Raw genomic sequence first — 23,173 nt, 5'->3', positions numbered from 1 at the left:
ATGCACCCATGTAGATATCTCGGCGCGCGCGTAGAAAATTCGTCTTCATCGAATTGTTATCGGCGGCGGTGAGTTCAACCGCGTCCCGTTCCTGGCTGAACTGTCCGGCACCCGGCTCGCAACGCGAACGCGCCAGGCGTCCCGCACCGGGGCGCCTGGCGCGCAGCGACTGCCGCGGGCTGCTCAGCCTCGCGGACGCCTCACGGTCTGCCGACGAGGAATCGGCGATGCCGATCCGGCGGCAGACCACAGACCACCAGCCGTCCAGCGGCCAGCTCGGTGAGTTCACGCGCTCGCCCGGGGTCTCCCTCCGCCCGCGCGACCGCCGCCAGCGCACCGAGCGCCTCAGCCTCGACCAGCTCGAATTGCCATTGCCGGGCCAGTTCCTGGGCCTGCCGCAGCTTCCGCGTGGCGTCGGCGAACCGGCCGTCGCGCAGATAGGCACGCCCGAGTCCGATCAGCGCCACGGCTGCGGCGTGTGAATTGCCGACCGCGGTCGCCTCGTGGTGCAACCGATTCAACTCGGCGGCGGCATCGGCAGACGCGTCGCCGAGATCCATCCGCAGCAAGGCCGCTTCGACCGCGCAACGCACGGCATGACCGGGGTCTCCGGCAAGACGCGCGAAGTCGATCGCCGCGTCGGCATGGCGCAAAGCTTCCTCGTGGTCGCCGTCCTCCGCGGCGACCAGTGAAAGGCCCTGCTCGCCGAGCGCCTGGCTGAGCGGGTCTTGCAGGTCGTCGGCGATCCGCATCCCCGCCGCGAGGTGCTCGCGGGCCGTCGCCGTCTCGCCGAGCAACGCCAGATCGATCCCCAGGTTGCACAAGACCGTGGCCTCCCCGCTCGGATTGCCGGTCTGCCGATACAGATCCAGCGCCCGGCGTCCGAACGCGACCGACTTCCTGAGATCGCCCAGCAGGAAGTGCAAGGTGCCGAGATTGGTCAGGACGACGGCCTCACTGGATCGCCGCCCGGTCCGACCGTAGATCGTCAACGCCCGCTCGAGCAGATCCTCGGCCTCCCGGCTCGCGCCACGGCCCGCGTACGCGACGGCCAGCTGCGTCGACGCCGACGCCTGCACGTCATCCCAGCCACTGTCCCCCGCCGCGACAATGGCGCGGCGCAGATGCTCGTCGGCGTCGGCGATCCGGCCGGCCACCCGGCACCCCTGCCCGAGGCTCAGATGCATCGCCGCCGTGGCCGCGTGCTGCCCTTGCGCTTCGGCCGCCGCCAGACCGAGCGAGGCGGCGTGCAGCCACTCGGCGACCGGCCGCCGGATCCACAGATATCCGCGCAAGGCATCGGTGAGCAGCCACGTCATCTGGGTCGGCCCGGACTGGGCGCAGAATCCGATCACCGCGACGATGCTGGGCAGCTCGTCGTCGAGCCAACGCCGGGCAGCCCCGGCGTCGGCCAGGTTCTGCGCGGCCGCACTGGTGTGGCCGGCTCCCTCCGGCAGCCGGATCGTGTGCGCGTACAAGGTGGCGGCCGCGTTGTTGATGGTCGCCAGATAGAAGGAGCACAGGCGGGCGACGGCTCCGGGCACCTCGCGCCCGGTCTCCGCGAGACCTCGCGCGTACTCGCGCAGCAGATCGTGCAGGCCGTAGCGATCTCGGCCCCGCGGCTCGGCCAGATGCGCGTTGACCAGCACGTCGAGCAGGCCCGCCGCCTCGGCCAGGCCGAGCCCGGCCATGGCGGCCATCGAGTACGCCGTGACGTCGCCGCCTGGCGCCGCGCCCAGCAGCCGGAAAACCCGCTGGGCGGCGACGGGCAGTGACCGGTAGGAGGCCTCGAAGGCCGCCGCCATCGACGACTGACCGTCGTCGTCCACCGCGAGCTGACGCAACCGCCCCTGCGCGGTCAACTGGTCCACGTAGCCGACGAGGTCCTCGTCGGGATGCTCGGTCAGTTTCGCCGCGGCGATCCGCAACGCCAGAGGCAGGTGACCGCAGGCCTCCGCCAGCCGGGACAAGTCGTCCTGCCGATGCCGGCGCGGACCGTGCAGCACCGACTCCAGCAGGCCGACCGCCTCCCCCGGGCTGAACGGTCGCAGGCTGACCCGCCGCGCGTTCTCCCGGGCGACCAGGCCGGTGAGCCGGTCCCGGCTGGTGACCACCGCCCGGCATCCGGGTCCACCCGGCAGCAACGGTCGCACCTGATCGGCGGTCCGCGCGTTGTCGAGCACGATCAGCATTCGCCGGTGCGCCGACATCGTCCGGAACAGAGCGGCTGCCTCGTCGGCGTCCATCGGCACGCGCACCGACGGTACGCCGAGCGCCCGCAGGAACTGGGTGAGCGCGTCCAGCGGTGTCCGCGGCGGCTCGGCCGCATACCCGCGCAGGTCGATGTAGAGCTGACCGTCGGGAAACTGATCCTTGACGTGGTGCGCCCAGCGAATCGCCAGCGCGGTCTTCCCGACTCCGGACATGCCGGTGATCACGTACACCGCCGGCCCGGACGGAATCCGCAGATCGTCCAACTGCCGCAGCTCTCCGGCACGGCCGGTGAAGGCGGCGACGTCGGCCGGGAGCTGCGCCGGTTCCAGGACCAGTCCGGGCTCGGCCACCGACGGCTGATCGCCCGCGGCCAGCTGCGGATTGTGATGCAGGATGTCCTGATACAGCGCCTGGAGCCGCGGATGAGGATCGAGCCCCATCCGATCGGCCAGCGTGCGCCGGGCCGCGAGGTACGCGGAGACCGCTCCGACCGCGTCGCCGGACTGGTAGAGCGCAGTCATGAGCTGCCGCCACGCGCCCTCGCGCAGCGGATGCCGTTCCACCCGTTGCCGGAGGCGGCCGATCATCTCCGTCGCGGCCCCCCGGTCGAGGTGGATCTGGATGAAGTCCTCCTCGACCAGCAACCGCTGCTCCTCCAAGTACGCCACCCGCCGGGCCAGTTCCGCAGGCAGCTCCAGCCCGTCGAGCAGGCCGTTCTGCCAAAGGTCGAGCGCACGCCCCAGCCAGTGTTCGGCCGTGGGCAGATCCCCGGCGATCAGCGCCTGCCGTCCCTGCTGCGCGGCACGGTCGAACTCGTCCAGGTCGCGTTCGCCCGGCTCGACGCGTAACAGGTAACCGCCGCCCTGGCTGTGCAACCGGCTCGGCCCGCCCGGCTCGTCCCGCAGCGTCTGCCGGAGCCGGTGGGCATAGGTGCGCAGGTTGGCCGCCGCCGAGGCGGGCTTGTCCTCGCCCCAGAGAAGGTCGGCCAGTTCGCCGGTGCGGTGAACCTCGTTGGGCGACAGCAGCAAAGCCGTCAACAGCAACCGCTGTTTCACCGAACCCAACGGCATCGGCACACCGCTGACCAGGACGTCCAGCGCCCCCAGCATCAGGAACCGCATGGCCAACGGTTCTACCACGCCCAGACCACGTCGCTGCGTCAGCTGTCGCACACGCACCGTGCGGCAGGCGACGCGACTCGGTGAGCGTGGCGTCAGGCGTCACGGCACGACCACGGTTGCCAGCCTCGCGCCTGATAGAGACGCAGCGCCGCCCGAATGTTGTCGTCGGCGGTCAATGCGCTGTCGACCTTCGCCGCCCGGGTGTCGCCGGGCAGGTACTCCTGCAAGGTCCCGCCGTCGTTGAACTGGAAGACCCCGAAGTCGAGCGTCCCGTTCGTGTTCGGCCCGCCCACGGCGATCGGATTCAACCCCGACTCGCAGCGCGCCACCCGGATCGCCTTGTCCTGCACCCCGTCCGGCCAGATGGCCCGGATGTGGTCGGCGACCGTCGAAGCGCAGATCACGCCCATGCCACCGGTGGCAGACGCGAGAGCCGACCGGGTGTCCGGCCCGACGACACCGTCGACCGCCAGCCGGAACCGGCCCTGGAAGGCGTACACGCGCATGCGGGTCAACCGGCCGAAACTGCCGTCGACCGTGAGCTTGTTGCCGCAGTCCAGGCCGAGTTCGTTGAGCCGGGTCTGCAGCTTGCTGACACAGCTTCCGCTGTCGCCGTAGCGAAGCGTCGAGGTGCACAGCGTGGTCGCGGCGTACGCCGGGCTGGGAACGAATCCCAGCATGACACCAGCGGCGGCCACCATCGTGACAAGCGCGGCGGCGAACGTGCGAAGAAGTCGAGACACGGGAGCCTCCCCAGGGACGGATCTGTGCCCGCACCCTAGGGACGGCGATCACGCATGGCAATGCGTCGGTGTACATCGGGCGTACACCCACCGCGACACCAGGCTTTACGCTGGCCGGCATCCGGCTGTCGAAGGATCAGCCGCGAAAGTGGAGGGACGGACAGTCACATGCCGGCTTTGCTGCCGTTGCGCATACCGGCGGGATGGCTGGTGCGATACAACACGTTCACCGAGGACCAGCGTTGGCACCACACCGAGGACTTGCTCCAGCTGAGCAGCTGCACGCTCGTCGACGGCACTTGGCAGGCCGACCCGGAGGGCTACCTCGTCGATCTGGGCTGGTATCCGGAGGGCGACCCTGACGGGGCCTACGGACTGGTCGTGGCCCGGCCGGACTTCAGCGGCGAGATCGTCGTCGAGGTTCGCCATCGGGATCCACGCACCATCTGCGAGGCCGTCGAAGCCTGCCTCGCGAGTATCGGCGACGGCGCGTCCGACGCGGCGATCGCGGCCGAGGTCCGCCGACGAATTCCCTGATTCCGCCGATCAGGGAGATTACGACTCGTAATCACCGAACCCGCCGACCACTTTCGCAAGGTCATCGACATCAACCTCGTCGGTCGGCGTCGTGGGCCGTGGCCGCGATCGCCGCGTCCCGGACCGAGGCGTGGTCGACGGCTGAGCCCAGCGCGGCCGCGGGGCCACGGGATTGCCTTCAGGAGTTGACGCGATCACGCCATCGTAGAAGCGGCGTTGACCTTGGTCATGGTGCCAGGTTCTGGAGGACGGCCTGCATCGTGGCGCGCGGCCCATGACTGGCCAGCTCCGCCCGGGCCGCGAGGTAGCTGGTGACGAACCGTTGGTCGCCGTCCAGGTCGGCGAAGACCGGGGTGAACTCCAGCAGCGCGCCGGGACGGGTGCGTTCCTGGGCCGCCAGTGGTAGCAGCTGGCTTGCTCGCCGGTCGTTGATGGTGCGGGCGTTCTCGCCCAGGCCGCCTTCGAGGAACCTGCTCCACGCGGCGAGGACCAGGACAGAGCAGTCGATCGGCCCGCCGACGGCGAGCTGGTGGCGAAGCACGGGAAGCACGAACTTGGGCAGCCGGTCGGACCCGTCCACCGCCAGGCGCTCGAGGGTGTCGCGTACCGCCTCACCGGCGAACCGTTCGATCAGCTGGTCGCAGTACGCCGGCAGGTCGACGCCGGGCACCGGCTGCAGCGTCGGCATCGCTTCGGCGTCCATGTAGCGGCGCAGGAAGGCGACGTAGACCGGGTCCTGGCTCACGTCGTGGACCCACGTCTGCCCGTCGAGCAGCCCGAGGTAGCACATCGCCTGGTGCGAGGCGTTGAGGAGGCGCAGCTTCATCAGCTCGTACGGCTCCACGTCCGGAACGACCTGGACGCCCACCGACGCCAGGTCGGGCCGGCCGGTCGGGAAGTCGTCCTCGACGACCCACTGGATGAAGCTTTCCGACTGCAGAGCCCACCGGTCGTCGATGCCGTACGCGTCGTGCACCGCCTGGCTCGTCTGTGCCGTCGGCGCCGGGGTGATCCGGTCGACCATGGAGCAGGGGAAACTGACTGCGGCGTCGATCCACTCGGCGAGCTGAGAGTCTCGGGATCGGGCGAACGCGACGACGGCCTTCTTCGCGACGTGTCCGTTGCCTTGAATGTTGTCGCAGGTCACCACCGTGAACGGGGGGATGCCTCGGTCTCGGCGCAGCCGCAACGCCTCGGTGAGGTATCCGAAAGCGCTGTGCGGCGGGTTGGCCCCGGCCAGGTCGCGGAGGGTCAGTTCGTCGTGCGGGTCGAACTCGCCGGTCGCGTCGTCGACGCCGTAGCCGCCTTCGGTGATGGTCAGCGTGACGATCCGGGTGGACTCGGCGGTGAGGACGTGCAGCACAGCGGCCGGGTCGTCGGGGGCGTACAGGTAGCGGATCAGCGTGCCGATCACGCGGGACTCCTGGCTCCCGTCGGGGGCGTTGGTCGTGAGGGTGTAGAGACCGTCCTGGGCGGCGGCCGCGTCGCGGGCGGCGGCGTCCTGCGGCAGCAGACCCACGCCGCAGACGCCCCAGCCGGTTTCGCCGGTGGCGGCGATCGCGTCGAGGTAGACCTGCTGGTGGGCGCGGTGGAACCCGCCGACGCCGAAGTGGACGATGCCGACCTGGAGCGCTGAGCGGTCGTAGGCCGGGGTCGCCACGCGTGGGTCGAGTCGGTCGATGGTCGCAGCTGTCAGCTCAGTCACGGTGTGACGCACCTTTCGCGGATCGGTGTCACGAACGTCTCGCGCACGCGAGCTCGGCCGCCACGAGCCGTGCCGCGTAGGCCTGGCCTTCATGATGCAACGGACTGAACCCGGCCGTCGCCGTCTGCATACGATGACGCACAGCTCAGCAGCTCGGGCTGCGGACCGGGCCGCCGCCCGAGCTGCTCCCCCGGGTCACGACTTCTCAGCGTCCACCGCGTACCGCAGGACGACGTTGTCGGAGCCGTCGAAAGTCTGCACCCCGATCCGGCGCAACCCGGCGACGGGCGCGGAGCCGAAGACCGGCGTACCGCCGCCGAGCACGGCCGGCCCGACCATCAGGTGCAGTTCGTCGACGAGTCCCGCAGCGAGCAGGCCGTTCCACAGGTGCTTACTGCCGAAGGTGAGGATGTCGCCGCCCGGCTCCGCCTTCAGGTCGCGCACGGTGTCGACTGCCTGGGCCTGGCTGACCACGCGGGTGCTGCTGACCCACGGCGTACCGGGCTGCAGTGTGAGCGTGTCGGAGACGACCACCTTCTGGAGCTCGTTGTCGCGTTTGGAGATCTCGCGCTGATCGGCGCTGGCCCCCGGATTGTCGGCGACCGCAGGCCAGAAGCCGTGGAACAGTTCGAAGGTGGCCCGGCCCAGCAGCAGCGTGTCGGCCGTACGCAGCCGTTCGGCGCAGTACGCGTCGAAGCTGTGGTCGGCCGGCATGACCATGAAGTTCTTGCCCTCGCCCTCGAAGTATCCGTCGAGCGACATGAGCGTGCAGACGACGAGTTTGCGCATGGCTCAGGCCTTCCGCTGATAGCGCAGGCAGATCGCCGAGCTGCTGGTGCCGGTGGTGTCGATGAGCTCCCAGGAGCTGCCGGGCAGGCCGTCGTCGAACAACCGCACGCCACCGCCGGCGATCTCCGGGCAAAGCGTGATGCTGAGCTGGTCGACCTCCCCCGCGCCGAGCAGCTGCTGGATGACGCTGGTGCTGGCCAGCACGATGATGTCGCCGCCGTCTTGCTGGCGCAGTCGCTTGACGACGGTCGCCGGGTCGGCGTCGGCGAGCCGGGCGTTGTTCCACGTCACCTCGGTCAGCGTGGTCGAGAAGACGACCTTCTCCACGGCGTCGAGCCAGCGGGAGAAGGCACGGTCGTCGGGGTGCGCGGTCGCGTCCTCGGCGACGGCGGGCCAGAATCCGGAGAAGCCCTGGAAGTTCTTGCGCCCGAGCAGTGCTGTCGTGGCCGCGCTGGTCACGCGGGTCATGTGGGCGCGGGCCTCGTCGCTGATCGCATGCGGCACGATCCAGCCCATGTCGTATTCGCCGCCCGGTCCGCAGATGCGTCCGTCCAGCGACAGCGAGATGTTGGCGACGACGGTGCGGCTTTTGCCGGTGTCCACGATTGTCTCCTAAGGTCGACGTTGTTCCTGGTGAAGTCTTCGCCGGGAGGGGTGGGCGCGTCGTCGTCAGAGTTGGTGAGATCGAGTCCGGATTTGGGGGCGGCGGGGAATGGTTGCGTCCGTGGTCAGTCCGGTCCTGGTTGGCCGGACAGACCAGGCGACGGCGATTCGTGCCGCGTACGAGCTGGTCTGCGCGGCCCGGCCGGTGACGGTCCTGGTCTCGGGCGAGGCGGGCATCGGCAAGTCACGCCTGGTCGCGGCGGCGGTGTCCGAATTGCCGAGCGATCCGCTGGTGCTGACCGGCCATTGCCTGGAGCTGGGCTCGGATGGCGCGCCATATGTGCCCTTTGTAGCGATTATACGCCAGCTGCTGCGCCGGCTCGGCGTCCCAGAAGTGCGGAGACTGCTGCCCAGCGGTTCGCCGGCGCTGAGCGACTGGCTCGCTGAACTCGGCCCCGCCCCCGACCGGTACGCCCCAGCCCGCCTGCTCGAAGAAGTCCTCACCGTCGTCGTCGGCTGCGCACGGCAGCGACCCGTCGTGCTGGTGGTCGAAGACCTCCACTGGGCCGACGCCGCCAGCCGCGAGCTGTTCGCCTACCTGGCCCGCAACCTCGCCGACACCCCGGTGCTCCTGATCGGCACGATGCGTACCGGGGCGGAGTCGGCCGGGCCGAGCCGGGTGCTGTTCGCCGAGATCGGCCGGCGGGCCGAAGTCGTCCGCGTCGCCCTCGAACCGCTGGACGAACGAGCGGTCGGTTCGATGCTCGAGGCGATCGACGGCACCCCGGCCGACGCCGCCCGCGCACGCCGCATCCACCGCCGCAGCGGCGGCAACCCGCTGTTCATCGAGGCCCTGAGCAACTCCGGCGAGGTGCCCGCCGACGATCTGCACGCCCTGTTGTCCGACCGGATCAGCACGCTGCCCGCCCCGGCACGAAACGTCCTGGACCTGCTGGCCGTTGCCGGGGACGAGGTCGACGACCGCCTCCTGACCGGCCTGTCCGGCCTGACCGAGCCCGACCTGCGGACCGCCCTCGGCTATCTCGTCGATGCCGGGCTGGTGGCCGCCACCGACACGGCGTACGCCATCCGCCACGACCTCATCCGGGAAACCGTGTATGCGACGATGCTGCCCGCCGAGCGCAGGCGACGGCACGAGCGGTACGCGACCGCGCTGGCCGCCCGGAACGGAGACGATCTCACCCTCGCGGCACATTGGCTGGCCGCCGGTGAACCCGACCAAGCCGTACCCGTCGCGTGGCACGCAGCCGACCGCGCTGGGCGGCAACACGCGTACGACGAACAGTTGCACCTGCTGGAGCTGGTGCTGGCCCATTGGCATCCCGACCTGCTGGACGTCGAACGGGCGACCGTGCTGGAGACCGCAGCCGCAGCGGCTTTCGCGGCGGGCCAGTCGATCGCGGGTGTCGCGCACTGCACCGCCGCGCTCGCTGAGATCGATCAAGCTGCCGACCCGCTACGGACGGCCCGCCTCCTCGGGCTCCGCGGGCAGGCTCAAGCCCGCATCGACAGCACCGGCAGCGAAGACCTCCGACGCGCCGTCGACCTGGTGCCGCCGGGCACGGCCGACGCGCTGCGCAGCCGTCTGCTGTCGACGCTGGCCTTCGTCGGCGCCGGGGCGTACCAGCTGGACTCGACGCGGCGCGCGGCTCGCGAGGCCTGGGACATCGCCGAGCGTCTCGACGACGACGCGCTTCGCGCGCCGGCGCTGCTGGTGCTCGCCGCCGTCGACGGACAGGATGGGCACCGCGAGCGTGGGCATGCGGAATTCGCGCGATCCCGAGCCGCGGCGGAGCGGGTCGGCGCGGAACATGTCTTCCTGACCACCTTCCAGTGGGAAGCGCTGCTGGCAGGTCAGGCCGGTGACTACGAGCGAGCCGTGAGCCTCGCCGCGACCGGGCAGCGGCTCGCCGAGCAGCTCGGGCACGTGCGGTCGCGCGGCAGCATGCTCGCGGCGGCCCGGGCGTCGTTCCTGACCCTGCTCGGCCGATGGGACGAGGCCCTGGCAGTGGTGGACGACGCCTTGGCCGACGAGCCACCGCCGCTCTACACGGCGACGCTGCGCATCGTCGCCGCCCGCATCGCCCGGTGGCGCGGCGAGTTCGACCGCTTCGAGGTGCTGCTGCGGCAGCTCACCACGTGGAGCCGCCAGATCACCTGGGGCACGGAGATCAAGACGGACATCTTCGTGCTGCGCATCGGCTGGGCGCTCGACCGCGGCGACCCCGACGAGGCCGACCGTGTACTGGACGAGGCGCTGGCGACGCGCTCACGGGCGTGGTTCCAGTCCGACCTGCGCCGCATGGTGCACATCGGGGCCGAGGTTCAGCGGGCGCGCCGGGCCGCGGCACCCCGCAACAAGGTCGTCGCGCAACAGACCGAGGCACGGCTGGTCATGCTCGCCGACCTGCTCGACACGATCACCGGCGAGTCGCCCGCGCTGACCGCCTACCGGCTGGCGCTCGCAGCGTGTCGCAGCGGCAAACTCGGCGACTACGACCAGGCGGCGACCGCCTGGCGCGAGCTGCACAACCCATACGAGACTGCGACTGCGCTGCTCGACGCGGCCGGTGCGGCCTTGGCCACGAACAACAAGCCAGGCGCACGGTCCCGGCTCCGCGAAGCGCGGGCTCTGGCCGAACAGCTCCAGGCCGCGCCACTCCTGGCCCGCATCGAAGACCTAGTGGTACGCGGACGGCTCGACTCCGGTACGCCGAAAGCCCCCAACGACTTCGGGTTGACCGCACGCGAACTGGACGTGCTACGCGTGCTCGCACGCGGCCGGACGAATGCGCAGATCGCGTCGGAGCTGTTCATCACGCCCAACACGGTGGCCACCCACATCGCCCGGATCCTCACCAAGCTCGGGGCGGCCAGCCGAACTGAGGCGACCGTGCTCGCCCACGAATCCGGACTCCTCTGAAGATCAGGCCGGCGGGTCGTCTCGGTAGAGGCTCTCTTTCAGACCACGGCCGCCCCACCGAGTCGCAACGAGCTCGGGCCGTGGGCGCGTCGGCTTGGGCACCCAGCCGGCCCGTCTGGTGTCGGGCGCCTCCTCGTCCCAGTCGGCCATCAGCCCGAAGGGATCTCGATCGTCGCCGGATGGATCGTCGCAGCGCTCCACGACGACGGTCGAAGGGTAGAAACGGGTCTCCTGCGCGGAATCACAATCATCGGTTCGGGATGCGACCAGTGCGCCGCATTCGTCGCAGGCTACGCACGGACTCCAGCCCACCAGAGACCAGCAGCCGGTGAGAACCAGTTCGTGGACGAATCGGGTGCCCCGTACGTCGCCGGGCGAGAGGACGAAGGTGCCGGCGACCTGATCCCGGCCGTACGCCGCCTGATCTATCGCATAAGTGCCGGGATCGAGCCGCGGAGGATTCACGTGGTGGCAGTCCAGTAGCAACCAGTGCGGACCTGCGTGCAGCTCGACCTGCCGAACCGGCACGCTGAGCTCGTTCCCGCACGTCGCGCAGCGAAAGATCTCCACCGCAGCAGTGTCCCAGCGCGCGCCGGTAAAGCGCATTGGAAAATCCGCTCCGGAATCGGTGGCCCGGACGCAATCCTGGGTGCCACAGTCCGGCAGGATTGCGTCCGGGCCGCGGACCGATGACGCGCTATGGCGTCAGACCAATTCGGGGACCCGCAGATGAGCCAGCGCGAGTTCGAACTCGGCCACCTCGATGATGTCGAGCCCCGCCTGCTGGGCGATCCTGTTCCGCAGGGACTGGCCGACCTCCCGGGTCCGGGCCACCGCCGCCGAGCTCTCGTACACCACCGTCGACACCGCCTGCCCGCTGTCGCGGTCGACCAGCAGGCTCGCGCTGCAGAATCCGGGCAGTTCGTCCAGCATGGGCAGCACCATCCGGAACGACTCGATCGAGTCGTCCGCGTTCGCCGGGTCGCCCTGCAGCCACGACAGACGGGCGTACGCGCCGGTCGGAGCCGGTTGGGCCCGATGCATCAGCGGAATCTCCCATTCCTGGACAAGCGGCCCCGCGGCCCCCACCGACGCCGTCAGCCGACTGCGCAGCGGAGCGACCTGACTTTCGCTGGCCGTCATGGTCTCCATGGACTCCCAGGCCGACGTGGCGATGCACCGGCCCGAATCCCGCTCGATCAGGCACGACACCCCGATGCAGCCGTCGATTGCCATGAGCGCGGGCATGATCTCATCGCGTACCAGCGTGACGGCCCGATCGATCGACGATGGATCGGCGATCACCGTTGTTGAACGTGCGTACACTTCGACTCCCATACCTCCAGGCGGTGTCCCGACTGGGCACCGCCGATCCACCCTTCAGAGTCCTCCCGCGCGGGCGTCACCGTCCGAACATCGGGACATCCAGATGTAGGCAATTGCTCGCGTGCGCTCGGCGCCCGGTGGCCCGCGTCCGCGTTTTAGTGACCCCGTTCACGCCCTGTCACACGCTGGGCGGCTGTGGTGTCTAGAGGCCGAAGCGAACAACGCTGGCCGAGCACCTACCCGGAAGGCCCCTGCTGTGCACGCACTCGATCCGGCGACGGAAACCTTCGTCGCGCACCGCAATCTGCTGTTCACCGTCGCCTACGAACTGCTGGGGTCGGCGGCCGACGCCGAGGACGTGCTGCAGGAGACCTGGCTGCGCTGGGTCAAGGTGGATCTGGCGCAGGTGAGCGACGATCGCGCGTACCTGGTGCGGATCACGACCCGGCTGTCGCTCAACCGGCTGCGGACCATGAAGCGGCGCAAGGAGGCGTACGTCGGGTCGTGGTTGCCCGAGCCGTTGCTCACCGCGCCGGACGTGGCCGAGGACGTCGAACTCGCCGAGAGCATGTCCATGGCGGTCATGCTCGTGCTGGAGACGCTGACGCCGACCGAGCGGGCGGTCTTCGTCCTGCGCGAGGTGTTCGACCTCGGCTACGACGAGATCGCGACGGCGATCGGCAAGAACACGGCAGCCGTACGCCAGATCGCCCATCGCGCCCGCCAGCACGTCGACGCCCGCCGCCCACGCCAGGTCGTGTCCGAAGGCGAGACCAGAGCGGCCCTGGACTCGCTGCAGCACGCGCTGGAGACGGGCGACACGCAGCGTCTGCTCGACGTGCTGGCGCCGGAGGTCGTCCTCGTGAGCGACGGCGGCGGTGTCAAGCAGGCGGTGCCGAAGCCGGTCGCCGGGGCCGAGAAGATCGCCCGCATGTTCATGGCCGGGCTGTCCCGCGTCGGCGCGGTCCTCACCGGCGAGCCCACCACCGTCAACGGCAACCCCGCGCTGCTCTTGCGCCTGGACGGCGACCTCGACGGTGTGCTGACGGTCAGCGTCTCCAACGCCCGCATCCGCGGCATCTATTACGTCCGCAATCCCCACAAGCTGACCCGGATCGAGTCCGCCACCCGGCTCACCCGGCGATGAAGCCATCTCACCAAGGAGACGACATGTCCTCGCAGACCACGACCAGTCCCCCGCCGTCCCCGTGGACGATCGTCGCCGGGGCGGTCGGCCTGCTCACCATGAGCATCAGCCTCTTGCTCACCGCCTTCGCCTGGCCGTCGACCCGGTCGTCGCTGCACGACGTGCCGATCGCGGTCGCGGGACCGCCGCCCGCGGTCCAGCAGGTCACCACCACCCTCGATCAGCGGCTTCCCGGAGCCTTCGAGATCACCGCCGTGGGCGACACGGCGGCGGCCGAAAAGTTGATCCACGATCGCGAGGTATACGGCGCGATCGACCTCAGCTCCGGGGCCGCCCAGGTCATCACCGCCTCCGCCGCGAGCGTCGCGGTCGCCCAAGCGCTGAACAGCATCGCGGGCGGCCTGAACCAGCAACCCGCAGCCGTGGCTGTCCCGGCCCGCGACCTCGTTCCGCTGCCGAGCGACGATCCGCGTGGCGCAGGTCTCTCCGCGGGCGCGTTGCCGCTGGTCATGGGCGGCCTGGCCGCCGCCGTGCTGTTGACCCGGCTGGTCCGAGGCATCGTCCGCCGCGTCGCGGGCGCGTTGGCGTTCGCCGTCACCGGTGGCCTGGCGGTCACGGCCATCCTGCAGTTCTGGCTCGGGTCGATCGACGGTTCCTACTGGGCCAACAGCGGCGCGGTCGCCCTCACCATCGCGGCCACGTCGCTGAGCATCCTCGGACTCGAGTCACTGCTGGGATTCGCCGGATTCGGGCTCGGCACGGCGATCATGATGCTCGTCGGCAATCCGCTGTCCGGCACCGCCACCGCACCACAGATGCTGCCCGGCTGGTCCGGCTCGCTCGGCCAGCTGCTGCCACCCGGCGCGGGCGGTCAGCTGCTGCGGTCCACTGCCTTCTTCGACGGCCACGGCGCCACGCACGCAACCGTCGTCCTGATCTCGTGGCTCGCGTTCGGCGTCGTCCTGTGCGTGGCCGGAGGCCTTCGCACTCGTCACACCAACCAGCAAAGCCCAGCGGCGCAACCGCCCGTGGCAGTCATGGCCTGACTCAGGCCGTCGCCCGCAACCAAAGTCCTGCGGCGCCTGACTCGGCGCCGCTCACCGGAAGGAAATCGCAATGAGCAAGGTTTGGTTCGTCACCGGTTCGTCGCGCGGCCTGGGCCGCCGGTTCGTCGAAGCCGCGCTGTCTCGCGGCGACCGGGTCGCCGCGACCGCCCGGAGCACCACAGGCTTCGACGACCTGGTCAAGGCCTACGGCGACGCAGTGCTGCCGCTCGGGATGGACGTCACCGACCGCGCCGCCGTCTTCGAGGCCGCCAAACGCGCCCGCGAACACTTCGGCCGCCTCGACGTCATCGTCAACAACGCCGGGTACGCACAGATCGGCGCGGTCGAGGAGCTGACCGAGCAGCAGCTGCGCGACCAGCTGGAGACCAACCTGTTCGGCGCCGTCTGGGTCGTGCAGGCCGTCCTGCCCTACCTGCGGGAGCAGGGTTCCGGCCACATCATCCAGCTGTCGTCAGCCGCCGGTCTGATCGCCACCCCGCTCGGCGGGGCGTACATGGCCTCGAAATGGGCCCTGGAAGGGCTGAACGACGCACTCGCCCAGGAGGTCGCCGGCTTCGGCATCAAGGTGACCATCATCGAGCCGGGCGGGTTCGCCACCCGGGACGGCAAGAACCCCGACCCGATGGACAACGGCCATGTGGCCGCCCACCACCCGGCCTACGACCCGCTGCGGGAACGGCTCGCCGCCTTCGCGGGCAAGCAACCCGCGGGCGACCCGGCCGCCGCCGCGCAGACGCTGCTGCGACTGGCCGATCTGGAAAACCCCCCGCTGCGGGTGCTGTTCGGGCAGGGCTTCTACCCGATGATTCAGAAGGCGTACGCCGACCGGCTCCGAAACTGGGACGACACCCAGGAGCTGTCCATCGCGGCACATGGCGACCTCGCGCAGTAGCCGGCGCACACCTCGATCGGGGGCACGCTCACCGGCGTGCCCCCAGGTCCGTCGCGACTTAAGATCGGTCCCCCTGCGACGACAAGGGGGAATGTTGAGTCTGGATCGGCCACGGCTGCATCTGCGATCGCTCGCCCGACGGTGACATGCGGTTCGACGTGCACGCGGTCGAGCGCTTTCCCGAACCTAGCCACCCCGCCCGGCATCGGCGGTCCCGGCTAAGGCTGTCCAGCCGCGGCGAGCCGGTCCACCAGCAGCCGCACCCGCAGCTCGGCGTACTCGGGTAACAGCCGGCCGGTGCGGGTCAAGGTCGCCAGGCCGTGCAGGGACGACCAGAACAGCTCGGTGAACAGCCCCGGTTCGACGCCGTCCCCGGACACCTCGGCCAGCGTCTCCATCAGCGCGGCGAAGGCGTCCTTCAGCGGCTCCGGGGTGTCCTCCCGCGCGTACGCCAGGCCGCCGTCGAGCTGGAACAGCGCGTCGTAGACCGCGGGATTGCGGGCGGCGAAGTCGAGATAGGCGTGGGCCAGGGCGGTGACCCGGGCGCGCGGGTCGCCCTCGGCGGAGGTTGCTGCGCGCACCGCTGCGGCCATCTCGGTGGCGCCTTGCAGGGCGACGGCTCCGATGATCTCCCGTTTGCCGCGGAAGTGGCTGTAGAGGACGGGCTGGCTGTATTCGATGCGCTCGGCCAGCCGGCGGGTGGTGACCGCGTCCCAGCCTTGTTCCTCGGCGAGTTCACGGGCGGTCGCCACGATGAGGCGCTCGCGGACCGCCTGTTCACGCTGCTTGCGTTCCTTGACCGACATGAAGGAATCCTAGCACCGCTAGACAATCAAGCGGTGGCATTGCTAGCGTTGCCTCATCAGCTAGCACTGCTAGATTCTTGGGAGGAACAATCGTGCTCAACGCACTTGAGGTCGCCACCGTCGTGATCGTCGGGCTGATGGTCGGAGTGGAGTTCTCCGTCGCCTTCATCATGAACCGGATCCTGGACGCCCTGCCCGAAGACAGCGGCCAGCTCGGCCACGCCCACGGCGGCCGGATGCTCGGCGCCGTGATGCCGTTCTGGTACATCGGCTCACTCGTCCTCGCCGCCATCTGGGCCGTGGCCCGATGGCAGCACGACGGCGCCCTGGTCGTCATCGCCGCCGGCCTGCTGGTCGTCAGCGTGGTCATGTCGATCCTGCTGCTCGTCCCGATCAACAACCGGAACAAGACCTGGACTCCCGAGAACCGGCCCGCCGACTGGAAGCAGCAGCTGAACCGATGGGGCCGCTACCACTACGCGCGTGTCGCGGTCATCGTCGCCGCCTTCACCCTGCTGGCCGCCGCCCTCGCCTGACCCCGCCAAGAATCACCAGGAGTAGCACGATGTCGCTGAAAAAGATCAACACCGTTCTGACCGCCGCCTTCATCCTGTTCATCCTCTGGTTCGGGACGGAGTACATCCTGAACCCACAGACGACGGCGCCAGGCTACGGCCTGCCGTCCTGGCCACCCGGCGACGGCGACGGCTTCCTGGTCGTCAAGGGCATCCGCGACGTCGTCCTCGCCCTGGTTCTCGGCGTCCTGCTGGTGACCGGCCACCGCCGGGCGTTGGGCTGGGTGCTGCTCGTAGAGGCATTCGCCGCGTACGGCGACATGGCCAATGTGCTGGCCCACCACGGCTCCGTGGCGACCGCGTTCGGCGTCCACGGCCTGACGGCGACGCTGATGCTGGTCACCGGCCTGCTGGTGATGCGGGAGACGCGCGAGGCCGGGGCGGTTCCGCAGATGCCCGCACCGCAACCCGCCTAGATCTTTGGGGCACGGTCCCGGGCTCGGCGAACACCGAGCCCGGGACCGTCACCCTACGGCGCGATGATCTTGTCGCCGATGAGCGCGAGATTCTGGATCGCCGCCAGCCCGTAGAGGGCCGTCGTGTTGGTCGACACCCAGGTGGCTGCCTCGCTCGGGTTGAGCGTCGAGGTGACCTCCGTGCTGGTCCACGGCAGCGCCGGCCCGTAGCCGTCGCCGGTGTAGAACTCCTTCCAGGCCCGCGTGGCCAGATCGTCCCGGTTCAGCCGGACGGCCGCGTACGCGGTCAACCGGGCGTGGCCTTGTTTGAGGATGAGGTTGCCGAAGTTCGCCCCGCATTCGGCGGCCTGTTCGGTCTTGGAGGCGTTGAACAGGCGGCAGTACTGCAGCCAGGCGTCCTCGAAGCCGGGAACGTCGACCAGCCCGATGATCTCGGCGCAGATCTCCACCTGGCCGAACATCGCGCTGAGATGGGAGACGCTGACCGTCTTCGTCGTGACCGGGGCGAACCGGCCGGTGTCGAGATCGTAGAGGCCGCTGCCGGTGACGAAGCCGTTCGGCATCGCCGCGATCGTCTCCATTGTGGCCAGCAGCTTCGCCTTCGCCACGTCGGCCTTGGGGCCGTTGCGTTCCCATTCGCTGAGCCAGGCGGCGGCCAGTCCGCTCCAGTCGGTGCCCAGCCCGATGGACAACGCGTGCGGGTCCGGCGTGTAAGGCTCGGTCCGGATCTTGCGCAGCGGGTCGAGCACCAGGAACGTGCGGTCCGAGTCGACCAATTGCGACAGCAGGTCACCCGTACGCTCATCGGCCGTCAGGTAGTAGTAGACGCGACGGTAGACGGCGGTGCTGATGCGTTGCTGTTTGGCGCTGTCGGCCCAGTGCTGGACCCCGTGCCGGGTGCCCAGACCGGCCCACTTGCCCAGGTGGTAGACGTCGACCTCGCCGGTGTGGCGGGTCATCGCCTCGGCGAACCGGAAGATGTCGGCGCGGCCGGAGCGCAGGAAGGCGTACCAGAGCCACAGGTCCGGCGAGAGTTCGGAGTTGTCCCACGCGTAGCCGCCGATGTCGTACCGCCAGACCAGGCGGTCTTCGTCGAAGGTGTGCATGATGTCGCCGTAGTCCCAGAAGCCGTACCAGTGCCGCTGCTCGACCTGTCGCTGGTAGAAGCCGAACAGGAAGTCCAGGTGGTCCTCGATGACCGCCTTGACCGGGTGCGACCGGTCGACGGGAGCGAACAGGCCGCCGAAGACCTTGCTGGACACCAGGTGCGCGACCGGGTTGATCAGCTGCGGCGGCGTACGCACCTGGTCGGCGATGTCGGCCAGCCGGGTCGCCGCCGGTGTGGCCGCCAGCGCCCAGAAGGTCAGCTCGCTGGTGCGGGCGATGCCGTAGGGCGTGCCGAACTCCGGCTCGTAGTCCTCGTATGTGATGTTGAGACCTTCGAGCTGCTCGGGATAGGTGTCCTGGCCCATGCCGTCGTGATAGAACCGCATGTCCATCGGTTCGGCCTGCGGCGACCACAGCCAGACGGTGACCTCGGCCTCCTCGGTGTGCGCCTGGCGGATGTCGAGCTGGGTGGGGTGCCGCTGCCAGAAGTCGCGCAGGCCGAAGGCGAAACCGCCGCTCACGCCGCCGACGTAGGCGACGCCGGCCGCGCGGCGGCCCTGGTCGACGCCGATCCAGCCATAGCCCTTCTTCGTACGCTTCTTCAGCGTGTACCCGTCGGCCGACAGCTGGCTGAGGGTGTAGTCGCCCCATTCGGGGATGTACTGCAGCCGGGTCGTGACCCGCTGGTCCCAGGTGGACGGATCGGCGAGTTTCGTCCCGGCCACCTGCGCGGCGCGTACGGTGGCGCCCGGGTCGCGGCGCAGGCCCGTGATGCCTTTGACGGCCTCGGTGAGCATGCCGTGCCCGTCGCCGACGAAGCGCACATGGCGGTCGTACGCGGCGTCGCGCATCGGGACCCGGAAGCGTACGCCGAGACCGGCGATGTAGTCGCGGCTGCCGTCGCGGTCGTAGACGAACGTGTGCATCATGCGGATGTTCTCCGCCCCGGCGTAGAAGTACAGCCGGACGGTGAACGGCAGCCACGACTTGCCGCGTTCGTTGGTGTGCGTGCCCTCGATCCGCACGACCGCACGGATCGGCCCGGACTGTTCGACCGTCACCGTGTGGATGTCGCTTTCGAAGCGGTCCCGCGGTGCGGCCTTCTCCTCGTCCTCCTCGATGTGGTCCTGGCGGAGGTTGACCAGCGTGCCCTTGCGGGCGATCTCGACGTCGCCGCGCCAGATCTGGCTGATCAGCTCCCGTCCGCGTTTGCGGATCCGGGCGCGGATGACGCCGGTGTCGACGTCGAGGTAGCTCTCCTGGTCGGTGACCGTGACGGCGGTGGTGGGGGCGGCCGGGGTTCCGGCTGCGAGGGTGTAGGAGTCGGCCGGGGTCTGGACCGCGGTGGCGTGTGCGCTCCACTTGAGGGTGCCGTCCGGCCAGTAGGCCAGCGGCCAGCTCTGCACCGGCACCGGGCTGCCGTCCGGTGTCGTGAGCCGGAATGACTGGTCGCCGGGGACGGCTCCTTGGGGCCACGGTGTGCCCCAGGTGGTGGTGGCAGGGGTGCCCGGCGCACCTTCGAGCCAGGTCAGGTGGACGTCGGGGACGGCTGCGGCGGCGTACGCGACGCCGGTCGCGCCGGTGAGCGGGCCGAGATCGGGCAGGAACGTCGTGAGCGGTACGCCGGCCATGCCGGCTAGGAGGGTGCGTCGTTTGATCGGCTCCACGGGTGGTGACCTCCGAATTCAGTTGGGCGTTGGGCCGCGGCGAGCGCGAGCAACTGGATTGCGGCGAGCCCGTACTGAGCGGCGTCGTTGGTGCTCACGAAGGCCGCTTCGTCGACGGGCATGAGCACATGCGTGCCGGTGATCCGGGTGGTCTGCCAAGACGGTTGGCGTTGCAGCGGATTGGTGTTGAGCTGGTCTCCTTCGTCGAGGGTGAAGGTGCGCCAGGCGAGGGCGGCCAGGTCTGGGTCTCCCGTCCGGGCGGCGGCGTACGCGGCCAGGCGGCTGTGGGCCTGGACGAGTGAGATGCCCGCCAGCGGCGCGCCGACGGCGGCGGTCTGCTCAGCGGGCGAAGCGAGGTACAGCCGGCAGTAGTCCAGCCACGCCTGGTCGAACTCGGGCAGCCCGAGGTCGAGGTCGAGCAGTTCGGCGACGATTTCGGGCAGCCCGAACACGGCCGACAGGTGCGACACCGAGATCATGTCCCGGGCCGCCCGGAGCCGGCCGGTCGCCAGGTCGAGACGGGCCTCCCCGGTGAGGAAGCCGTGCGGCAGCGCGCCGATGTCGGCCATCGTGCCGAGCAGCCGGTCGCGGGCCCGCGTGTCGCCGTGGCGTTCCCAGCGGGTCAGCCAGGCCGCGGCCAGCGATCCCCAGTCGGCGCCGAGCCCGACGGACAGCGCGGCCGGATCGGGGGTGTACTCGTCCGCCCGGATCTTGCGGATCGGGTCGACGGCGAGGAAGGTCTGCTCCGGCGCGGACAGCTCGTCGAGCAGATCACCCGTACGCTCGTCGGCGGTCAGGTAGTAGTAGAACCGGCGGTAGGCGGCGTTGGAGATGCGCAGCTGCTTGCAGCTGCACCCCCAGTGCTGCACGTTGTGCCGGGAGCCCAGCCCCTGCCATCGGCCCAGATGGTAGACGTCGACCTCGCCGGTGTGGCGGGTCATCGCCTCGGCGAACCGGAAGACGTCGGCGCGCCCGGTCCGCAGGAACTGGTACCACAGCCACAAGTCGGGCGATAGTTCCGAGTTGTCCCAGGCGTACCCGCCGACGTCGTAGCGCCAGGTGTGCCGGTCCGGGTCGTAGGTGTGCATGACGTCGCCGTAGTCCCAGAAGCCGTACCAGCGGCGCTGTTCGACCTGGCCGGTGTAGTAGTCGAACAGGAAGTCCAGGCGCTGTTCGACGTCCGGGTGGTGGGGATCGGGCAGGCTCCACGGGCCGAAGACCTTCGCGGCCAGCAATCGGTGCGGCGCGGCGGTCAGCAGTCCCGGCGCGTTCAGCGCCGCCAGGTCCGCGGCCAGGTCGTCGTTCGACGGTGTCACGGGGTGGACGCGCAGACTCAGCTCGTGCGTGCGCGCGACGCCGTGGGGCGTGCCGAAGCCGGGCTCGTAGTCATCGTAGGTGATCTCCAGCCCTTGCAGCTGGTCGGCGTAGGTGTCCTGGCCCATCCCGTCGTGCCAGTACCGCAGGTCCATCGCGGGTGCGCTCGGCGACCAGAGCCACACCGTCGCCGTGGCGGTGTCGGTCGCCGCGCCGCTGATGTCCAGCCGGGTCGGGTGCAGCTTCCAGAAGTCGCGCAGGCCGAAGCCGAGCCCGCCGCCGGTCGCCCCGCCGAGGTAGGCGTACCCGCCGGAGCGGGTGCCGGCCGGGATCGTCACCCAGGCGTGCCCCGCCGCGGTGCGCTTGCGCAGCAGGAATCCGTCGGCGCTGGTCTGGTCGAGGGTGTAGTCGTTCCACGCGGGGACGAACCGCAGCAGCTCGGCGACGCCGGGTTCGATGCCGGTCACCGGGCGGCCGGTGATCTGCGCCTGCCGTGCCGAGGCGCCCGGGTCGCGGCGCAGCCCGGTGAGGCCGCGGACCGCCTCGGTGAGAAACCCTTCTGCTCCGGCGATACGGACGTGCCGGTCGTGTAACGCGTCGCGCATCACGACATCGGCGCTCAGGCCGAGGCCGGCCAGGAAGTCCCGCTCGGGGTCGCCGTCCCAGACGAAGGTGTGCACGACGCGTACGTCGGTCTGGCCGGCGTAGAAGTAGAGCCGGATGGTGAACGGCAGCCAGTCGCCGTGGCGGCCGTCGAGGCGTACCACCGCCCGGACCGGCCCGGCCTGCTCGACCGTGACCCGCGAGACCTCGCCGGTGGTGCGGGTCCGCTCGCGGCTGCCGTCGTCGTCGGGGCCGTGCTGGCGCAGGCTCACCGCCTGAACCGGGCCGGCGATCTGCCGGCCGTCGTAGGCGATCGACTCGATCACCGACGGCGTGCGCAGCGTCCAGGTCACCGGCCCGCTGCGCACGTGGACCCGCTCGCCGTCGCCCGTCACCGTCACCGGGTCCGCGGGCGCGCTCGGCTCCATCCCCGGCACCAGCTCGTACGCCTCACGCGGCGACCCGGATGGCGAGATAGCGTGCGCCGACCACTTGACCGAGCCGTCGGGCCAGGTGGCGGTGATCCAGCTCTGCAGCGGGGTGCCGTCGGCCAGCGCGAACGGGCTGTCCGCGGAGACCGTGCCGCGCGGCCAGGGCACGCCCCACGTGGTGCCGTGGCGGCGAGGCTCTTCCAGCCAGCGCGCCGTGGTGCGGTGATCGGTCACTCCTTCACCGATCCGATCAGGACACCCTTGGCGAAGTGTTTCTGCAGGAACGGATACACCAGCAGGATCGGCAGCGTGGCCAGCACGATGATCGCGAACTTCACGCCCTGCTGCGGGAAGAACGCGCCTTCCAGCGCGTTGAGCGCGTTCTCCGAGTCCGCGTTGGACGCGGTGAGCTGCCGCACCAGCACCTGCAGGGTCCACTTGCGTTCGTCGTCGATGTAGAGCAGCGGCGACATGTAGTCGTTCCAGATGCCGACCGCGTAGAACAGCGAGAACGTAGCGATGACCGGTTTGGACAGTGGCAGCACGATCCGCCAGAACACGCCCAGCTCGTTGCAGCCGTCGATCCGCGCGGCCTCCTCCAGCGCCTCGGGCAGCTCCTGGAAGAAGCTCTTGACGATCAGCAGGTAGAACGGGTTGATCGCCAGCGGCAGGATCAGCGCCCAGTAGCTGTCCAGCAGCCCCAGGTCGCGGACCACCAGGTAGGTGGGGATCATGCCGCCGCTGAACACGAGCGTGAACACCACCAGGTTGATCGCCAGCGTGCGGCCCGGCAGGAAACGCTTCGACAAGGGGTACGCCATCGTCAGCGTCAGCCCGACCTGGATGACCGTGCCGACCAGCGTCACGCAGATCGTCGTCAGCAGCGCGCGCAGGAAGGTGCCGCTGCCGAAGATGTAGTCGTACCCGTCGGTGACGAACTTCTGCGGCCACAGGAAGAACGGCCGCGAGTCGATCTCCGCCTCGGTGGCGAACGACCCGGCCAGCACGTAGAGCAGCGGCAGCACGGTGACGGCCGCCAGCGCCAGCAGGACGACGACGTTGAAGACGTCGAAGACGCGGCTGCCGACCGATTCATGGTGCCGGACCCCACGGCGGCGCTGGGCCGCCGGACCGGCGACGTTGTCGATTGCCATGATCGGCGTCCC

18 protein-coding genes are annotated in these 23,173 nt (G+C 69.9%); 7 read left to right on the top strand and 11 right to left on the bottom strand.

Annotated elements, in window-relative coordinates; translation table 11 throughout:
• Window positions 1-200 precede the first annotated feature (200 nt).
• Together AB0H43_RS25990 and AB0H43_RS25985 are read right to left on the bottom strand one after the other, a co-directional pair.
• Window positions 201-3,353, bottom strand: a complete 3,153-nt coding sequence (locus AB0H43_RS25990) for a BTAD domain-containing putative transcriptional regulator (protein ID WP_360003280.1) — start codon at window positions 3,351-3,353, stop codon at window positions 201-203.
• Between the two features lie 74 nt (window positions 3,354-3,427).
• Complete coding sequence (locus AB0H43_RS25985; protein WP_360003278.1) at window positions 3,428-4,078, bottom strand: peptidoglycan-binding protein; 651 nt, start codon at window positions 4,076-4,078, stop codon at window positions 3,428-3,430.
• A 168-nt stretch (window positions 4,079-4,246) separates the two neighbouring features.
• Here AB0H43_RS25985 and AB0H43_RS25980 point away from each other — a divergent pair, with 168 nt between their 5' ends.
• A complete protein-coding gene (locus AB0H43_RS25980; RefSeq protein WP_360003275.1) occupies window positions 4,247-4,615 on the top strand; it encodes a hypothetical protein in 369 nt (122 codons plus the stop codon).
• Window positions 4,616-4,841: 226 nt separating this feature from the next.
• On the opposite strand, the gene AB0H43_RS25975 is transcribed toward AB0H43_RS25980, so the two are convergent.
• From AB0H43_RS25975 to AB0H43_RS25965, 3 genes are all read right to left on the bottom strand, one after another.
• The gene (locus tag AB0H43_RS25975; protein WP_360003273.1) at window positions 4,842-6,320 is read right to left on the bottom strand and encodes a mannitol dehydrogenase family protein; all 1,479 of its coding nucleotides are present in this window, start codon (window positions 6,318-6,320) and stop codon (window positions 4,842-4,844) included.
• Between the two features lie 195 nt (window positions 6,321-6,515).
• Window positions 6,516-7,109, bottom strand: coding sequence for a dihydrofolate reductase family protein (locus AB0H43_RS25970; protein WP_360003271.1), 594 nt, complete (start codon window positions 7,107-7,109; stop codon window positions 6,516-6,518).
• A 3-nt stretch (window positions 7,110-7,112) separates the two neighbouring features.
• Window positions 7,113-7,712 (bottom strand): dihydrofolate reductase family protein, encoded by a 600-nt coding sequence (locus AB0H43_RS25965; protein ID WP_360003269.1) that lies wholly within the window; start codon window positions 7,710-7,712, stop codon window positions 7,113-7,115.
• A gap of 121 nt (window positions 7,713-7,833) precedes the next feature.
• Between AB0H43_RS25965 and AB0H43_RS25960 the strand changes: the two genes are divergently transcribed.
• The gene (locus tag AB0H43_RS25960; protein WP_360003267.1) at window positions 7,834-10,656 is read left to right on the top strand and encodes an AAA family ATPase; all 2,823 of its coding nucleotides are present in this window, start codon (window positions 7,834-7,836) and stop codon (window positions 10,654-10,656) included.
• A gap of 3 nt (window positions 10,657-10,659) precedes the next feature.
• Here the strand turns inward: AB0H43_RS25960 and AB0H43_RS25955 are convergent, their stop codons facing one another.
• Entirely contained in the window at window positions 10,660-11,262 is a 603-nt protein-coding gene (locus AB0H43_RS25955) for a hypothetical protein (protein ID WP_360003266.1), read from the bottom strand.
• A 99-nt stretch (window positions 11,263-11,361) separates the two neighbouring features.
• On the bottom strand, window positions 11,362-11,961 hold the full coding sequence (locus tag AB0H43_RS25950; RefSeq protein WP_360003263.1) for a hypothetical protein: 600 nt from the start codon (window positions 11,959-11,961) through the stop codon (window positions 11,362-11,364).
• Window positions 11,962-12,238: 277 nt separating this feature from the next.
• Between AB0H43_RS25950 and AB0H43_RS25945 the strand changes: the two genes are divergently transcribed.
• The 3 genes from AB0H43_RS25945 to AB0H43_RS25935 all read left to right on the top strand — a co-directional run bounded on the left by AB0H43_RS25945 (window position 12,239) and on the right by AB0H43_RS25935 (window position 15,088).
• Window positions 12,239-13,129, top strand: coding sequence for an RNA polymerase sigma-70 factor (locus AB0H43_RS25945; protein ID WP_360003261.1), 891 nt, complete (start codon window positions 12,239-12,241; stop codon window positions 13,127-13,129).
• 23 nt (window positions 13,130-13,152) lie between these two features.
• The gene (locus AB0H43_RS25940) at window positions 13,153-14,175 is read left to right on the top strand and encodes a hypothetical protein (protein ID WP_360003259.1); all 1,023 of its coding nucleotides are present in this window, start codon (window positions 13,153-13,155) and stop codon (window positions 14,173-14,175) included.
• Between the two features lie 70 nt (window positions 14,176-14,245).
• A complete protein-coding gene (locus AB0H43_RS25935; protein ID WP_360003257.1) occupies window positions 14,246-15,088 on the top strand; it encodes an SDR family NAD(P)-dependent oxidoreductase in 843 nt (280 codons plus the stop codon).
• A 218-nt stretch (window positions 15,089-15,306) separates the two neighbouring features.
• Here AB0H43_RS25935 and AB0H43_RS25930 read toward each other — a convergent pair whose 3' ends face one another.
• Complete coding sequence (locus AB0H43_RS25930) at window positions 15,307-15,894, bottom strand: TetR/AcrR family transcriptional regulator (RefSeq protein WP_360003255.1); 588 nt, start codon at window positions 15,892-15,894, stop codon at window positions 15,307-15,309.
• A 92-nt stretch (window positions 15,895-15,986) separates the two neighbouring features.
• Between AB0H43_RS25930 and AB0H43_RS25925 the strand changes: the two genes are divergently transcribed.
• Both AB0H43_RS25925 and AB0H43_RS25920 read left to right on the top strand, forming a co-directional pair.
• The gene (locus tag AB0H43_RS25925; RefSeq protein ID WP_360003253.1) at window positions 15,987-16,430 is read left to right on the top strand and encodes a DUF1772 domain-containing protein; all 444 of its coding nucleotides are present in this window, start codon (window positions 15,987-15,989) and stop codon (window positions 16,428-16,430) included.
• A 29-nt stretch (window positions 16,431-16,459) separates the two neighbouring features.
• The gene (locus AB0H43_RS25920; protein WP_360003251.1) at window positions 16,460-16,885 is read left to right on the top strand and encodes a DUF4267 domain-containing protein; all 426 of its coding nucleotides are present in this window, start codon (window positions 16,460-16,462) and stop codon (window positions 16,883-16,885) included.
• Between the two features lie 53 nt (window positions 16,886-16,938).
• On the opposite strand, the gene AB0H43_RS25915 is transcribed toward AB0H43_RS25920, so the two are convergent.
• From AB0H43_RS25915 to AB0H43_RS25905, 3 genes are read right to left on the bottom strand one after another with little or no spacing between them, the layout of a single operon-like run.
• Window positions 16,939-19,659, bottom strand: coding sequence for a hypothetical protein (locus AB0H43_RS25915; RefSeq protein ID WP_360003249.1), 2,721 nt, complete (start codon window positions 19,657-19,659; stop codon window positions 16,939-16,941).
• Window positions 19,629-22,241 (bottom strand): hypothetical protein, encoded by a 2,613-nt coding sequence (locus AB0H43_RS25910; protein WP_360003248.1) that lies wholly within the window; start codon window positions 22,239-22,241, stop codon window positions 19,629-19,631. Before AB0H43_RS25910 ends, AB0H43_RS25915 begins: the two co-directional genes overlap by 31 nt.
• The gene (locus AB0H43_RS25905) at window positions 22,238-23,161 is read right to left on the bottom strand and encodes a carbohydrate ABC transporter permease (protein ID WP_360003246.1); all 924 of its coding nucleotides are present in this window, start codon (window positions 23,159-23,161) and stop codon (window positions 22,238-22,240) included. Before AB0H43_RS25905 ends, AB0H43_RS25910 begins: the two co-directional genes overlap by 4 nt.
• Between the last annotated feature and the right edge of the window lie 12 nt (window positions 23,162-23,173).

Source organism: Hamadaea sp. NPDC050747, from assembly GCF_040654195.1.
In the GTDB taxonomy this organism is placed as follows: Bacteria; Actinomycetota; Actinomycetes; order Mycobacteriales; family Micromonosporaceae; genus Hamadaea.
Note: the sequence above shows the minus strand (reverse complement) of the source record. Positions and strands in the feature narration are given on the sequence as shown.

What these genes read in the sequence shown, in the direction of transcription:
- AB0H43_RS25980 (WP_360003275.1), top strand. Translation starts at nt 4,247, where the DNA reads ATGCCGGCTTTGCTGCCGTTGCGCATACCGGCGGGATGGCTGGTGCGA.
- AB0H43_RS25970 (WP_360003271.1), bottom strand. Translation starts at nt 7,109, where the DNA reads ATGCGCAAACTCGTCGTCTGCACGCTCATGTCGCTCGACGGATACTTC.
- AB0H43_RS25955 (WP_360003266.1), bottom strand. Translation starts at nt 11,262, where the DNA reads ATGCGCTTTACCGGCGCGCGCTGGGACACTGCTGCGGTGGAGATCTTT.
- AB0H43_RS25940 (WP_360003259.1), top strand. Translation starts at nt 13,153, where the DNA reads ATGTCCTCGCAGACCACGACCAGTCCCCCGCCGTCCCCGTGGACGATC.
- AB0H43_RS25935 (WP_360003257.1), top strand. Translation starts at nt 14,246, where the DNA reads ATGAGCAAGGTTTGGTTCGTCACCGGTTCGTCGCGCGGCCTGGGCCGC.
- AB0H43_RS25930 (WP_360003255.1), bottom strand. Translation starts at nt 15,894, where the DNA reads ATGTCGGTCAAGGAACGCAAGCAGCGTGAACAGGCGGTCCGCGAGCGC.
- AB0H43_RS25920 (WP_360003251.1), top strand. Translation starts at nt 16,460, where the DNA reads ATGTCGCTGAAAAAGATCAACACCGTTCTGACCGCCGCCTTCATCCTG.
- AB0H43_RS25905 (WP_360003246.1), bottom strand. Translation starts at nt 23,161, where the DNA reads ATGGCAATCGACAACGTCGCCGGTCCGGCGGCCCAGCGCCGCCGTGGG.